Below are 15,321 nucleotides of genomic sequence, written 5' to 3'. Positions count from 1 at the left end.
AATAATCTTGCATGCCCATATCGCTGTGTCATATCAAGTTTGTTCATTGCATCATGCACAGGTACAGATAATAGGATGGATTATATCGCACGATATATGTCCTTTAAATTACGGCCGATGCCGTTATAGTCAAGACCATACCCCACAACAAATTGATTCTCTATTTCAAAACCAACATAGGCAATTTCTTCAAAATCATGTTCAAGCGCATCCGGTTTTAACAGCAGGGTGCAAACAGCAATAGAAGCCGGTTCTTCTTCCGCGATTAACGCAATCACTTTCTTCAGCGTATTGCCGGTATCTACAATATCCTCCACAATTACAACCTCTCTTCCCTTGAGCGGATGACTGAGGCCAATTAGGTTTTTCACTTCTTCTTCCCGTTGATCACCTCGATAGGAGGCCATTTTCACAAAACATACCTCTGAAGCAATATGTACTTCTTTCATCAGATCGGCCATGAACATAAAACAGCCATTTAGCACCCCCACGAACACCGGTATTCTATTTTCATAGGCTACATTTAGCTGTATCCCTATGAGCCGTAATCGCTTTTTTACCTGCTCATGCTCGATCATTAGCTCAAAATCTTTCTGATCTATTTGTATTTTCATCAATCCTGCTGCTCGTCTTTTTTATCTTTTCCAAAAAGCCTTTCAAAAAAACTTTTTGCTTCTTTAAGCTCTTCCTCCAAAATGTCCGGTTTAACCGTATCCACTTGAAGCGTATCGGGCCTTGCGGGCCGGAGTGCCTCCCTAAGCGTTACGTTATAAAACCCGTAACTGCTACTATCGCGCGGCACGAGGCCACGCCGGGCCATAATACCGCCTATTAGCCTAAAATAGCCTCCTAGGTAGGGCTTTAAATGGCCATCATACTGGAATGGATAAAGGCCTGTCTTTGGTTTCGGTATGATACTGGCCAGATAAATGCTTTCTCCTACATTCAACTGGGAAGGGTGCTTTCCAAAATAAAATCGCGATGCTTCTCCGATTCCATATACGTTTCTACCCCACTCAATAATGTTAAGATAAACCTCAAACATTCGATTTTTACTGACTATCTGATTATTTTCAATCAGCCAAACCATCAATATCTCTTCTATTTTTCGCACCAATGTCTTTTCTCTTCCAAGAAAAACGTTTTTTACTAATTGCATGGAAATCGTGCTACCCCCTCGTTTAAAAGCTTTGGCTTTTAAGTTGGCCGTAATAGACATTTTAAATGCATCAATCACAAAGCCTTTATGACTAAAAAAAGAAGGATCTTCGGTGGTCAACACCGCATTCCTGAGATTGGGTGATATTTCATTAAGTGGCGTGAAGTTGGGATTATTGGGCGACACATCAATACTACGCATCGCCTTTCCGTCTTCATAAGGTATGTAAGTAAATGGCGTATTAATCTTTGCTAAATTCGTTTTACCCCATGAATTTATGCGAAACCCTTTTTTATCCATTCCCGCAGCGAGACGTACACTGTCAGGATTATCTAAATCTACAAATAAATCTAAGTGGTACTTCAATTTTCCCGAAACCCTAATGCCTTCCAAATTATCAAACATTCCATGAGGAAATGAGTCAAACATATCCTGCGCATCAATTTCCGGCATCTCTACACCCAATTCCACCGTACGATGTGGTTTAAAGGTTATCTTTCCAAAAGGATGGGCAGACAATTTTTTTATTTTCACTTCCGAACTCCTGTCCAAACCGATGTAGTTTTCGCCCACCAAGACCTTCGCATCGATATGCCCCTGTGGAATGACGATTTCCTGCTCAGCTATCCTCCAGTGTTGAACAACAAGATTTTTGGCCGCCCACCCTCCTGATATTTGTAGTTCTCCGCCATTCATCGTCACCTTTCGCAAATCCGTTTCCAATGTATCAAACTTTAAGGTAAGTCCATACTTCTTTTTGATAACCGGTAATTCAACTGCTTTGCCCTCGGCATAAACTTTAAAATACAATTGCTTTTTAGACGGACGTACGCGCCCTAAAACATGCCACACCGCTTCATTCCCATTAATTTTTACAGTAGAAGACAAATCACCGTCATCAATGATGGCTTTTGGTACCGTTATAATTTGCTTAGCACTATCGTCCACATAACTTGCCTCGAAATTGGCAAGCTTCATGTTTTCGGGAATTTTATAAAGCACGCTGTTGATTAGCTTATTGGCCAATTCGGCTAAATTCATTTTGGTGCCCCGTTGCGTAGTGTCTGCCTTTTTCTGCTTAAACAAGAAATCATAATTACTCAGGCTGTCTTTTTTTACAAAAGATAAGGAAGCATCGTGTAGATTCAGCGCAGAGACTTTTACATCTCCTGATAAAAGTGGCCAAAGTTTCACGGTGACATCTAAATAATCAACGCCCAATAGCTGTTCCCGTTGGTTTGGTACCACGCGAAAGCCTTCGAATGTCACGGTACTAAAGCCAGAAAAATACGCTTTATCTATCTTTACATAGAGGTCATAATCCGTTTGAGCTTGCTTTTTTATTTGCTGCAGCGCTTGCTGCAACAAGCTTTCCCTTTTATTATAGATGACGCCGAGCGCGATCGCTAACACCACCAAAATCGTCCCCAGAACGATTAGCGCAATTTTAATGTGCTTCGGATGAATTTTTTTTAAATATTCTTTTATCATAACGGGTGGACGCACTATTATTCGTCAAAAGTAACACTATTCTCTCATTATTAATGGTTCATTCACATCAAAGATAGGGGGATGACTATCGACGCAATGTATACTGTACGTTTGTTTATAAAATGTAGAAATACCGCAAACCCGGGTAAAGACCGCATTATCTACCCTATATTTCGTATTTTTGTACAAAATATGGAGTTCAAATGATAACTAAAGAACAGATATTACATGCTTTAAGTTTTGTTGAAGACCCTGATTTCAAAAAAGATCTTGTTACCTTAAACATGATCAAAGATATTGAAATCACACCACATAAAATCAGCTTCAGTGTTGTGCTTACAACGCCTGCTTGTCCTATGAAAGATCATATTGAACATGCTTGCCGTAATGCGATCGCGCACTTTGTCGACAAAGAGATTGAAGTTTCCATTAACATGACATCTCAGGTAAAATCGGCTCCCAATCAACAACTGGATAATATTAAAAATATTATCGTTGTGGCTTCAGGAAAAGGAGGAGTAGGGAAGTCAACCGTTGCAGCTAATTTAGCGTTAGCACTTCATCTTAAAGGAGCAAAAACCGGCTTATTAGATGCCGATATTTATGGTCCATCCATCCCTATGATGTTTGGTGTGGAAGGCGCACGTCCCAAGGCTTCTAAGACAACCGATGGAAAAACGAAAATAGAACCGATTGAAAAGTTCGGGATTAAACTATTATCTATCGGTTTTTTTACGGATCCGAATCAGCCTATTCCCTGGCGAGGGCCAATGGTAAGTGCTGCTATCAAGCAGTTGTTTAACGATGCTGATTGGGGCGAATTAGATTATTTAGTGGTTGACTTGCCTCCGGGTACCGGCGATGTACACATCACAGTAGCTCAAAACTATCCCGTTGCAGGAGCCGTTATTGTAACGACGCCTCAAAATGTTGCCTTGGCCGATGCGACAAAGGGTATTGGCATGTTTATGATGAATACGATTAATATCCCTCTACTAGGGGTTGTTGAAAACATGGCCTATTTTACCCCCGCGGAACTACCTGACAATAAGTACTATATTTTCGGAAAGGATGGCGGCAAACGACTGGCTGAAAAGTTTGATGCTCCTTTTTTGGGCGAACTTCCTTTGGTCAAAAGCATTAGTGATGCCGGTGATAATGGCTATCCCATTGTAACTGATGAGGACGAGCTTATTTCCAAAAACTTTATATCAATTGCCGAAAAAGTGGCGCAACAACTGTCCTTACAACATAATATAAAGGAAGTACAAAAGCCGGATTTTACACAGTAAATAATTTTTAGTATCTTTACATCTATTTTAAAACCACAAAGGTTATGAGCTTACAGGAGAGAGTAGAAGAAGCACTAAACACCCTAAGGCCTTATCTCGAGGCGGATGGTGGTAATGTAACCATAGAAGAAATTACGTCAGAGAATGTCGTTCGCTTGCGCCTGTTAGGATCGTGTGCGTCTTGTTCAATGAGTATTATGACTTTTAAAGCGGGTCTGGAACAGGCCATTCAAAAAGCTGTTCCCGAAATTACCGCAGTAGAAGCAATTAACATTACCGATCCAAATGACCCGAATGCTACCATGCCCCAGCGTGTTAACTAATTGACGCAAATCCTTTTAACATTATTTAACAGGAGCTTTTGCTGAGTTTTGGTAGTTTTATTGCATTATGAAAAAAATCGTTTTTGTAACCTGCTTGCTTATTTTAAGTGTGTCTACCTTGGCATTTGCCCAACAACATACCGAAAAGAAGCTGGTACAGTTTAGCGGAGTTATACATAATGCGGATTCAAATATCGCTGTGCCCTATGTAACATTGACAAATCTCTCTTATCAAAAGCAGCTGTTTAACGCAAATCATCAGGGTTTCTTTTCTTTTGTAGCCCATGAAGGGGACACGATAAAACTCAGCGCTGTAGGATATCGTTCCGAGCAATTAGTGATTCCTAAAACCACCACTAACAAAGTGACGGTCAATTTAACAATGAAGGCGCAAATTATCGATTTGCCCGTCGTCACGGTTTATCCATGGGCCAGTATAGACGAATTTAACTACGCATTCATGAATTTGCAGATCGCCGATGACGATTATCTAATCGCTCAAAGAAACCTTTCTTATGAGTCATTGGTAGCGATGTCTAAGGTAGTTCCAAGAAACGCAACCGAAATACAAAATTTAGACGCGACCAGCAGACATATTGGTTTAACCAATAAGACTGTCAATCAACGCAATTCCAACGCATTGTTTAGTCCCTTAGCCTGGGCAAATTTTATCAACCAAATTACGCAAGGAAATAAGAGTCGAGCGAGCGATAATTAGCTGTACTCCCTTACATGATTAACTTTTTATCCATCGAATTTTTTCTTCGACAGGTTTTCGTTGGCCTTCTGCTTCTTTTTCATGATGATATCCTAGATAAAAAAGTCCCAAACATTCCTCATTTTGACTGAGTTGCAGAAAATCGCTCATCCCACTCAAGGTACCCGGCGTACTCCAGTATCCACCTATGCCTTTCGCTTTTGCTGCAAGCCAAAGATTTTGCGTCGCACACCCAACAGCCGCTATTTCCTCCCAACGCGGAACGATTCCACTATAAGCTATGTTAATTGCAATTACCGCCGCAGATTTTAGAATTTTTTCCTTGATATTATCAAACTTCTTTATCAAAAACTGCTCTTCTTTCGTTTGCACTCGATATAATTCGGCCATCTTATCAGCAAGCGCTTGGAGCCCTTGCCCTTTAAATACCGTAAAAAACCACGGTTGGGTGAGCTTATGACTTGGTGCATAATTAGCATATGTCAGAAGTTCCTTTATAATTTCATCAGGAATATCTTGATCGATATAACTTACAGGAAAAACACTTCGTCTATATTTTATATTATCCAGAATTATCTTTTCAGTAGACATATGTTTGTCGTAATTAAATGAACGGTTGCTACATGCTATAAAAAGCCATAGCCACTTGCAGTGGCTATGGCTATGAGTCCGATGTGTTCGAACCAAAAAACTACTTTGCCGAAGCAGCCACTTGATTATGAACAGCAGGTTTCAATTCTATGAAATCGGCCATGATGTCTAAACTTTCATCTTCGATGAAATCGTTATCCATCCGGGGAAGCGCTTGTCCTTTTGCTATGGCCGGTAAGCCTTTTAGTTGCCGGCGAGCGTTTACACGATCTCTATTTTTTGCATCTTGATCTTCTCTTTCCTTCTTTAACTTCGTTTCCTGCAAGGATACAGAAGTCTCTCCTTCACGCTTATTGAACGCTTCGATATCGTCTAAAAGATATTTATATTCTGTAGACGTCTTCATCCGTTCATTATGCTTCTTTATCAGGACGGGTTTGATCGCACTTAAATCGGCATAAGGGTTATAAGAAGAAGATTTAATTTGGTCCCAGGGAAGAGCTGCTTTTTCTGAACTTTCTCCAAATTTATCTGCTGCATAAATCATAGGAAATTCTATATCAGGCGTGACTCCCTTATGTTGAGTGCTGCTTCCATTTATTCGATAAAATTTGAATGTTGTAAAATTTATTTGTCCGAATTTCGGGGCACCTTGAGGCATGCTTTCATCATTGGAAGCTTCATTCGTTTTATCTCTGGCACTCAACAACAACCTATCGGCACGGCTAATAAATTGATCCATGGCTACCGCACTTTGCACAGTCCCTTTTCCGTAAGACTGGGTTCCAATAATAATTCCACGTCCATAATCCTGGATTGCGGCAGCAAAAATTTCAGAGGCTGAAGCGCTGAATCGGTCGATTAAAACGCCTAGCGGCCCTTCCCAGCTTATGCTTTCATCCTCGTCGTTGTTAATTTCCACGCGATTGTTCGGGTCTCGAACTTGCACAACCGGCCCTGATTTAATAAAAAGTCCGGTCAATTCTACAGCTTCAATTAAAGACCCTCCACCATTCGCCCTCAGATCCATTAAAACCGCATCGACCTTTTCTTGTTTTAAGGTATCTAATATCCGCCGTACATCTCTTGTTGTACTCTTATAATCAGGATTTCCAGCTTGCATTTCTTTAAAATTCAAGTAGAATCCCGGAACTTTTATGACTCCTATTTTATACGTTTTTCCATCAGCGCCCTTAACCTCTTTCACTTCTTTCTTTGCTGATTGCTCTTCATCTACAATCTTATCTCTCACTAAGGATATTATTTTTGGAGCAGAAGTAAGTTCTTGGCCGGCGGGAATTACTTTCAATCGAACCGTTGTTCCTTTAGGCCCCTTTATTTTAGAGACTACATTACCAAGCCGCCAACCAACTACGTCTACAAATTCACCGTCACCTTGGGCCACAGCAATAATCCGATCATCTTGCTTTAGGGTTTTATCGCGAAAGGCAGGGCCACCAGGCACTATACGCATTACCTTTACGACTTCATTATCCATCATTAACTGCGCGCCTATTCCTTCAAACGAACGGGCCATACTCTCGTTAAAGCGCTGCGCATCTTCCGGAGTGAAGTAATTGGTGTGGGGGTCAATAGCGCCCGTAAAAGCATTCATCATAATTTGAAACGCATCATAATTATTAGACGTGTTTTCCTGTGAAAGCAAATTTTGGTAACGTTCTTTTAGCGTTTTTTTATTTTTTGTCTCCTCCCCTTCTTTTCCGGTACTACTCAATTTCAGATTTAAAAGATCGTATTTTATTCTTTTCCGCCAGCTTTCCTGAGCCTCGGCCTCGGTTTTGAACCAAGCAAGTTTCTCTCGATCGTAAACGAAAGACTCCTCTTTAGTAAAATCATATTTCTTGTCTATCTGGGAAATGGCGTATTTTAATTGCTCATTAAAGCGCTTTCTGTAAACATTGTAAATATGAAACATCGCGCTTAGATCACCATTCTTTAAATCATTTAACAAGACTTTACGATAAGGTTCAAAACTGTCGATATCCGATTGGAGAAAATAATTTTTCCCTTGATCCAGATTTTTCAAATACAGATCAAAAACGACGGATGACAGAGAGTCATCAAAAGGAACTTTTTTGTAATGCGCCTTTTCAAGCAGGGCGACTAAATCTTTGGTTATAATTTCTTGTTTGGCATTGGGCCGCAGAGCTCCTGAACCTTCATCCAATTTAACGCGCGGGTTAGCACTACAAGCAACTGCTGCAGCAATAAACAACGCCAAAAACAATTTTTTCAACATCTCTTGGAACGATTTAATATCCATTATTTATACGTAATACTCTCTTGGACAACGCTGTCCTCAAGGCTTTAAAATTATCAAAAAAAGAACCAAAAACCACACAGCAATATAGTATAAAACTATTTCTTTTGTAAATCATATAAATTTTACATTTATGCGATGCTATACTTTGTCGGAGGGCTTGTTACATGGAAGTATTCTGCATTACTGTCATGGTATCTTCTTTTGTTTTTGATACCGTGGCCTTTACATCGCTAGTGGGAAATAACCGATTTTTGATATGGTGATAAGCTGTTAAATATTCAGAGGCTTTTGTATAATTTTTTGTCTGCAAATACACATCCCCTAGATCATCATATATACGTAAGCTCAACATCTCATCACCTGCCTGTAAAGCATAAGCGGCTGCAGAAGTATAATCGGTGATGGCTAGATCATACTCCTTCAGTAATTTCTTTACTTTACCAAGATGGTATAAACTATACGACAAATCACGCTGACCATTACTTGCCAACGAAGCAACTTTTACAGCCTGAAGGTGGAACCACCTGGATTCGGTATATTTTTTTTCCAACAAATAAATGGCAGCCAAACTATTATAAGCACTCACACGACCGCTGGTGTTTTTCTCTTTTTTGTACAAAGGCAAAACTCGTTTAATGATATCATGCTGTGCTTCTTTAAATTGTCCTTTTCTAGCCTTCAAAAGTGCTAAATGCTCTAAGGCTATCGCCATGTTATGTGTACTGTTTGCCTTTAATGCAGCTTTACTCATTAGCTCATAATAGAGCAGGGCTTTATCGGTATTGTCCAGAAACTCATATAAGGCCCCTAAATTATTTGCAATAATAGCTTGTGCATGGAAGTCGTTAATCTCTCCCTTTATAGCAAAGGCTCGTTCAAAGCTACCAATAGCTTGTTCATAGCCCCTGTCTTCTACATATAAGAGCGCCAGCCGGTTTTGCAGATCTGATACCATCTCCATATTTCCAATTTGCAAATAGGACTGTAAAGAACGTTGGAGAGAATTCTGTAGATCGGCTCTATTTATACTTGTATGCGTGGGTAAAGGATAATACTGCCCGGTCTGCTGCAAAACAGCGCTGAGGCCTCTTTCTTCCAACCCTTTTGTAACGAAAACTGCAGCCATGCGCTTTTTGTCAAACTCTTCTTTCAGCAATTGCTCCTTGGTCTTTTCGGGTGGAAGTTCATATAAAACAGGGCCTATTCCTGAGAAATCTTTTACGGATACTGTGTCTGGCACAATCCCCCTATCACTTCTTCTTTTGGATAACTTGCCTTTTACCCCCGGTGAGAAACCCATTAATAGGCAAGAAACCAATGTATATTTAAGTATCTTTTGCACGTACGCCGTTTTTATTTATTTCCTATTATACAAACTTATATAAAATTGATTTGATTTGCAATTTTATGATATCCAAGACATAACCTATTTTTTCGACTTCTTTGTCGCAATGTTGGTATTGCTTTTAGATAAAAATAATAGTAGGTTTGCTAAAAAAGATGGCAACAACTCCTCCTTTGGCTGAGCGCATGCGCCCTGAAAATATAAATGATTATGTTGGTCAATATCATCTATTGGGCCCGGATGCTGTTTTAAGAAGATCCATTGAAAGTAACAATCTTCCATCTATGATTTTATGGGGACCTCCCGGGGTTGGAAAGACGACCTTAGCTTATATCATTTCGAAGCGTTTAAATCGCCCGTTTTTTAACCTCAGTGCAATAAATGCCGGGGTTAAAGATGTTAGGGAAGTCATTGAACAAGCGAACTTAAGTAAGGCCATGTTTCAGGATCAACCCATTTTATTTATCGATGAAATTCATCGTTTTTCAAAATCCCAACAGGACTCTCTGTTAAGTGCTGTTGAACGGGGACTGGTTACCTTAATTGGAGCAACAACAGAAAACCCATCTTTTGAAGTTATATCAGCATTACTATCCCGTTGTCAGGTATATACGTTGAAACCATTAGACGAAAGTGACCTTGTAACACTTTTACAAAAAGCCCTCGCTAATGATCCGGTCCTAAAAGAAAAAAAAATCATTATTGATGAACATGAGGCTCTTCTCCGAATTTCAGGGGGAGATGGCCGGAAGCTACTTAACGTATTGGAACTGGTTAGCAATGCTCTTCCTGAAGGTAACCATCATATTAATAACGAATTCGTGCTGAAACAGGTTCAACAGAACATGGCGCTCTACGACAAAGCCGGTGAGCAGCATTACGACATTATTTCCGCCTTTATCAAATCGATCCGAGGAAGTGACCCCAACGCCGCAGTATACTGGCTGGCACGGATGATTGAAGGAGGGGAAGACCCATCCTTTATTGCTAGACGATTGCTTATTCTGGCCTCCGAAGATATCGGCAACGCAAACCCAAATGCCCTGTTGCTTGCAAATAACTGTTTTCAGGCTGTAAATGTAATCGGATGGCCTGAATCAAGAATCATTCTTTCGCAAACGGTAACCTACATGGCCTCATCAGTCAAAAGCAACGCTGCTTATGAAGCGATTAACAAAGCACAGGCGCTTGTTAAACAAACGGGCGATTTATCGGTTCCTTTACATTTAAGAAACGCACCTACTAAACTGATGAAGAATTTAAATTATGGAAAGGAGTACAAGTATGCACACGCATACGATGGAAATTTTGTTGAACAAGAATTTATGCCTAAAGAATTAAGAGGTCAACAATTGTATGATCCGGGAAAAAACCCTTCAGAACAAAAGCTAAGGGAGCATCTACGGAAACTATGGAAAGATAAATATGGATACTAGTAGGCAACGACCTAACCTTTACGTCGCTAAATGATGCCTAAGGCTTCGCAGGCTTTTTCCGCAGCCAACTTTTCGGCATTTTTCTTATTATAGTCGCGCCCCGTCCCCCTGACTTCCCCGGAAATAATAGCTTCTACCGTAAATAATTTAGCGCTCTCTCCTTCTGCATTATTCGCTACTTCAAACAACACTTCGTTCCCCGTGGACTGACACCATTCAATTAATCGGCTCTTAAAATTTGTTTCGGTTTGCTCTAACAGGTGAATGTCTACGTGAGGCTTTATAATGCGGCTGAGAAGAAAATTACGGGTAAACATGTATCCCTTGTCAAGATAGACTGCTCCAATGAGAGCCTCAAAGGCATCGCCCAATAAAGAGCTCGATTTCCCGGGATATCCTACCATTTTCGAATCGTATTGTATGAGTTCATCGAAACCCAGCTTTCTGGCTAATTGGTTAAGATGAACTCTACTAACAATCTTTGAACGCATCTCCGTTAAAAAGCCCTCATCTTTATAAGGGTACATTTTAAACAAAAGCTCGGCGACAACTGCGCCTAGAATAGCATCTCCTAAAAACTCCAGCCGCTCATTGCTATTTTTTGTTCCTTTCTTTACCTGTACCGCAACCGATTTATGACGAAAGGCCATTTGGTAGAGGTATAAATTTCCCGGTATAAATCCGAGTAAATTTTTTAGTGCCCGAACGTATTTTCGTTTGGACGAGAGGTAGAGCTTATAAATGCTAAAAATAGACATTATTCATTTGGAAAATTTTCAGAATTCCATAGATATGATTCAGCGAAGCTTTCGAAAAGATACGTTTCTCAAGGCAGAAACACATTATTCTTCGTACTTCTTGAATATAACGGAGGCGTTATGCCCACCAAAACCAAATGTATTACTTAAAGCATAGTTGACTGTTCGACTTTGCGGTTTATTAAACGTAAAGTTAAGTCTGCTATCTAAGTTGGGATCATCGGTGAAATGATTAATCGTTGGAGGTATGATACCATTTCGGATGGCCAAAATGGAAGCGATTGATTCTACCGCCCCAGCCGCACCTAACAGGTGACCTGTCATAGATTTGGTTGAGCTAATGTTAAGCTCATAGGCATGAGCTCCAAAATGATCAAGAATGGCCTTCGATTCACTTATATCTCCTACCGGTGTTGAAGTACCGTGCACGTTAATATAGTCGATATGTTCATTAGAAATACGGGCATCTTTTATGGCATTGGTCATCGCTAGCCGCGCACCGAGACCTTCCGGGTGGGACGCAGTAATATGGTGCGCATCCGCACTCATGCCTCCACCGATCAACTCCGCGTAAATCTTTGCTCCACGTGCTTTTGCATGTTCCAAACTTTCAAGGATAATCGTTCCCGATCCCTCGCCGGCCACAAAACCATCCCGATCATTATCGAAAGGTCGCGACGCGGTAGCAGGGTCATCGTTACGTGTTGAAAGTGCATGCATTGCGTTAAAGCCTCCTATACCCGCTTCGTTGATAATGGCCTCTGACCCGCCACTAATAATAACGTCGGCATATCCTGTCCGGATATAATTGAGGGAATCTATCAGTGCGTGTGTCGATGAAGCACAAGCTGAAACGGTTGAAAAGTTCAACCCATGCAGTCCATACTTCATGGATATATGCCCAGGACATATATCCAATATCATTTTGGGTATAAAAAAGGGGTTGTATCTAGGTGTCCCGTCGCCTTTAGCAAAGTTACTTACTTCGTCTAAAAAGGTTTTCAATCCGCCAATTCCCGATCCCCAAATTACACCGATACGATTTGTATTTAACTTGTCAAACTCTAACCCGGCATCCCGTACAGCCTCTTCTGTAGAGGCAAGGGCATAATGAACAAATGGATCTAACTTACGAGCCTCCTTCCGATCCATAAATTGAGTAGGATCGAAGCCTTTTACTTCACACGCAAATCTTGTCTTGAATTTCTCTGCATCAAAATGCGTAATAGGAGCAGCTCCGCTTACCCCGTTGATCAAACCATTCCAATATTCAGAAACAGTATTACCAATAGGAGTAAGCGCACCTAATCCTGTTACTACTACTCTTTTAAGCTCCATTTATTCGATTGGCCTAATTTTTAGTTAGTTAACGTTTTTCTCTAAGTAAGCTACAGCTTGTCCAACAGTGCTGATGGTTTCAGCTTGGTCGTCAGGGATAGCTACGTTGAATTCCTTTTCAAACTCCATGATCAACTCTACGGTGTCTAATGAATCAGCACCTAAATCATTGGTGAATGAAGCCTCTGGTGTAACTTCATTTTCGTCAACACCTAATTTCTCAACGATAATTGCTTTAACTCTTGAAGCGATATCAGACATGATTTTTATGGTTTAATGTTTAATAAATCAGTGCAAAGAAAAATAAAATTCAGCAAAAATCAAACCTTTTTAAGTTTTAGGCCTAATTACTTTATTCTCAAAGACATTTTACCATAGGCAATTTGTTCAACTTAAGGCAGAAAATTACTTCCCTTAAACACTTGTTGTGCCAAGTGTCCTTAATAACAAATGATTTTTTGTTTTGTGTTAAGTATGTCAATTGCAATAGAATAGCAATTTATCTAAGTTTGCACCAAAGTTTTAGAAACATTGAATAAGCTGACATTAAAATACGAATTGGATATCGACTTCAATTTGGTGGCCATAACTTGCCCCTTAAAGGATTATCGGCTATGCTATTATATTAATAAAGTTACAGGATTGGACCTACACAAAATAGACGATCATGAAATTTGGCAAGACAATCAACATTCCTTTTATTTCGGAAGATACTACTATGAAGACAGCAATAATGAAATTTCCTACTACCTTTTAAATAATAAAGGTCTCGAGGGGGGGGTACTCATTCCGGAGATGAAAGTCACGGATTTTTTCTTATTGATAAAAAATGCCATCGATGATGAGCTGCTGGAGTGGCAGATCGATCAGATAAATAATTTAAAAGAGGTAGTTGTAGCATCCGAAATAGATCCACATAAATTGAAATCGAGAGAAAATTTAGTATTTTAGCTTGAGAATGATTTTCTTACCTTTGCCCGTGTAACTTTTACACTATTGTGAATAAAAACAACGACTTTTTCCCGAGGGGGGGAAAAGGTAATTAACAGAATAATAGAATTAACAACCATAAAGAACAACTATATTTCCGGTAAACCAAGGGCTTATAGTATGTTCAACGCCATTAAAAACTAGCAATAAAATGAAAAAAGTTCATAAGAGAACTAAAATTGTGGCCACTTTAGGCCCCGCTTCATCGCCAAAAGAAATATTAAGCAGCTTAATTGAAAAAGGTGTAGATGTCTGTCGTTTAAACTTTTCGCATGGTAGCCAAGAAGATCACCTCAAGGTTATTAATACGATAAAGGAGATTAACGCCGAAAACAATTTGAATATCGGAATCTTGGCCGACCTACAGGGCCCTAAAATACGTATAGGAAAAATGAAAGAAGGCGGAGCCATTTTATTAAATGGAAAACAGCTTCGCATTACTACTAAAGAAATGATAGGAAATGAAGAAGAGATCTATATTACCTATCAAGAATTTCCAAAAGACGTTACTGAAGGAGAAATCATCTTGTTAGATGACGGAAAAATTCAGCTTCGGGTGTTAAAGACCAATAGTGTCGACTCGGTTACCTGTGAGGTGGTACACGGCGGTGTACTGACGTCCAGAAAGGGCGTTAACCTTCCTAATACAAAAGTTTCTATCCCCAGTTTAACGGAAGAAGACTTAGATAACCTTCATTTCGTATTGAACTATGATGTTGAATGGATCGGTATGTCTTTCGTTCGTACCGCCGAAGACATTCTACAATGCAAAAAAATAATTGCGGAGAGGGGCAAAACAGCGCGGGTCATTGCAAAAATTGAAAAGCCGGAAGCGATCGAAAATATCGACAGTATCATTGCCGCTACGGACGGGGTTATGGTTGCAAGAGGGGACTTAGGTGTCGAAATCCCGATGGAACAAGTCCCTCTATTGCAGAAAATGATTGTTCAGAAATGCCGCGATGCTTCTAAACCAGTGATTATTGCCACGCAAATGTTGGAAAGCATGATCACTACGCCTAGACCTACCCGAGCAGAGGTTAATGATGTTGCTAACTCTGTTTTGGATGGAGCTGACGCCGTTATGCTTAGCGGAGAGACATCTGTAGGTGAGTTTCCTGAAATCGTAATCGAAACGATGACAAAGATTATCAAAAACGTAGAGGGCACGGCTTATCCTTATTTTTCACCACGCAAGCCCGGGCATAATCCATCTACCTCTATTCCGGATTCAATTTGTGCATCGTCGGTTTACCTCGCTCAACAGGTAAAAGCAAAAGCGATTGTAGCAATGACCTCATCCGGCTACACGGCCTTTGAAATCTCCAGCCACAGACCGGATTCAGACATCCATATTTTTACCGGAAACAAATCGCTTCTTAATACACTTAGCTTACTTTGGGGTGTAAAAGGATTTTACTATGATGGGGAAGAAAGTACCGATTCTTCTATAGCAGATGTAAATTCTCAGCTTAAAGAAGCCGGGCTGATCTCTTCAGGCGACCTCGTAGTCAACACCGCCTCTATTCCGATCAGCGAAAAAGGAAGAACGAATATGATTAAAGTCACTGAAATCAAATAAGATAATAAACGCTC

General features: G+C 40.2%; 14 protein-coding genes. 6 read left to right on the top strand and 8 right to left on the bottom strand.

Annotation, left to right across the window (positions count from 1 at the left end):
* Window positions 1-80 precede the first annotated feature (80 nt).
* Window positions 81-614 (bottom strand): hypoxanthine phosphoribosyltransferase, encoded by a 534-nt coding sequence (hpt, locus tag FKG96_RS03780; RefSeq protein ID WP_013664658.1) that lies wholly within the window; start codon window positions 612-614, stop codon window positions 81-83.
* A complete protein-coding gene (locus FKG96_RS03775) occupies window positions 614-2,650 on the bottom strand; it encodes a transglycosylase domain-containing protein (protein WP_130854592.1) in 2,037 nt (678 codons plus the stop codon). The genes hpt and FKG96_RS03775 overlap by 1 nt, the downstream gene beginning before the upstream one ends.
* Window positions 2,651-2,853: 203 nt before the next feature.
* Here FKG96_RS03775 and FKG96_RS03770 point away from each other — a divergent pair, with 203 nt between their 5' ends.
* The 3 genes from FKG96_RS03770 to FKG96_RS03760 all read left to right on the top strand — a co-directional run bounded on the left by FKG96_RS03770 (window position 2,854) and on the right by FKG96_RS03760 (window position 4,983).
* Window positions 2,854-3,942 (top strand): Mrp/NBP35 family ATP-binding protein, encoded by a 1,089-nt coding sequence (locus FKG96_RS03770; RefSeq protein WP_130854593.1) that lies wholly within the window; start codon window positions 2,854-2,856, stop codon window positions 3,940-3,942.
* A 44-nt stretch (window positions 3,943-3,986) separates the two neighbouring features.
* The gene (locus FKG96_RS03765) at window positions 3,987-4,265 is read left to right on the top strand and encodes a NifU family protein (protein WP_013664655.1); all 279 of its coding nucleotides are present in this window, start codon (window positions 3,987-3,989) and stop codon (window positions 4,263-4,265) included.
* Between the two features lie 67 nt (window positions 4,266-4,332).
* A complete protein-coding gene (locus FKG96_RS03760) occupies window positions 4,333-4,983 on the top strand; it encodes a hypothetical protein (protein ID WP_013664654.1) in 651 nt (216 codons plus the stop codon).
* 18 nt (window positions 4,984-5,001) lie between these two features.
* On the opposite strand, the gene FKG96_RS03755 is transcribed toward FKG96_RS03760, so the two are convergent.
* The 3 genes from FKG96_RS03755 to FKG96_RS03745 all read right to left on the bottom strand — a co-directional run bounded on the left by FKG96_RS03755 (window position 5,002) and on the right by FKG96_RS03745 (window position 9,200).
* Window positions 5,002-5,574 carry a nitroreductase gene (locus FKG96_RS03755; RefSeq protein WP_130854594.1) on the bottom strand — a complete coding sequence of 191 codons (573 nt, stop codon included), beginning with the start codon at window positions 5,572-5,574 and terminating at the stop codon, window positions 5,002-5,004.
* A gap of 100 nt (window positions 5,575-5,674) precedes the next feature.
* Window positions 5,675-7,858: a carboxy terminal-processing peptidase gene (locus FKG96_RS03750; protein WP_242627111.1), complete on the bottom strand. Its 2,184-nt coding sequence runs from the start codon at window positions 7,856-7,858 to the stop codon at window positions 5,675-5,677.
* A 160-nt stretch (window positions 7,859-8,018) separates the two neighbouring features.
* Complete coding sequence (locus FKG96_RS03745; RefSeq protein ID WP_013664651.1) at window positions 8,019-9,200, bottom strand: tetratricopeptide repeat protein; 1,182 nt, start codon at window positions 9,198-9,200, stop codon at window positions 8,019-8,021.
* A 158-nt stretch (window positions 9,201-9,358) separates the two neighbouring features.
* On the opposite strand from FKG96_RS03745, the gene FKG96_RS03740 reads away from it, so the two are divergent.
* The gene (locus tag FKG96_RS03740) at window positions 9,359-10,639 is read left to right on the top strand and encodes a replication-associated recombination protein A (protein WP_130854595.1); all 1,281 of its coding nucleotides are present in this window, start codon (window positions 9,359-9,361) and stop codon (window positions 10,637-10,639) included.
* 26 nt (window positions 10,640-10,665) lie between these two features.
* Here the strand turns inward: FKG96_RS03740 and rnc are convergent, their stop codons facing one another.
* The 3 genes from rnc to FKG96_RS03725 form a co-directional block, all read right to left on the bottom strand.
* Window positions 10,666-11,397 (bottom strand): ribonuclease III, encoded by a 732-nt coding sequence (gene rnc / locus FKG96_RS03735; protein ID WP_013664649.1) that lies wholly within the window; start codon window positions 11,395-11,397, stop codon window positions 10,666-10,668.
* Between the two features lie 84 nt (window positions 11,398-11,481).
* The gene (fabF, locus tag FKG96_RS03730) at window positions 11,482-12,735 is read right to left on the bottom strand and encodes a beta-ketoacyl-ACP synthase II (RefSeq protein WP_013664648.1); all 1,254 of its coding nucleotides are present in this window, start codon (window positions 12,733-12,735) and stop codon (window positions 11,482-11,484) included.
* Between the two features lie 24 nt (window positions 12,736-12,759).
* Window positions 12,760-12,996 (bottom strand): acyl carrier protein, encoded by a 237-nt coding sequence (locus FKG96_RS03725; protein WP_013664647.1) that lies wholly within the window; start codon window positions 12,994-12,996, stop codon window positions 12,760-12,762.
* A 270-nt stretch (window positions 12,997-13,266) separates the two neighbouring features.
* Between FKG96_RS03725 and FKG96_RS03720 the strand changes: the two genes are divergently transcribed.
* Entirely contained in the window at window positions 13,267-13,686 is a 420-nt protein-coding gene (locus FKG96_RS03720; protein WP_041387154.1) for an IPExxxVDY family protein, read from the top strand.
* A 190-nt stretch (window positions 13,687-13,876) separates the two neighbouring features.
* A complete protein-coding gene (gene pyk / locus FKG96_RS03715; RefSeq protein ID WP_013664645.1) occupies window positions 13,877-15,307 on the top strand; it encodes a pyruvate kinase in 1,431 nt (476 codons plus the stop codon).
* The last annotated feature ends 14 nt before the right edge of the window (window positions 15,308-15,321 follow it).

It is taken from the genome of Olivibacter sp. LS-1 (assembly GCF_008245145.1).
In the GTDB taxonomy this organism is placed as follows: domain Bacteria; phylum Bacteroidota; class Bacteroidia; order Sphingobacteriales; family Sphingobacteriaceae; genus Olivibacter; species Olivibacter oleidegradans.
This window is presented reverse-complemented; position numbering and strand designations above follow the sequence as displayed.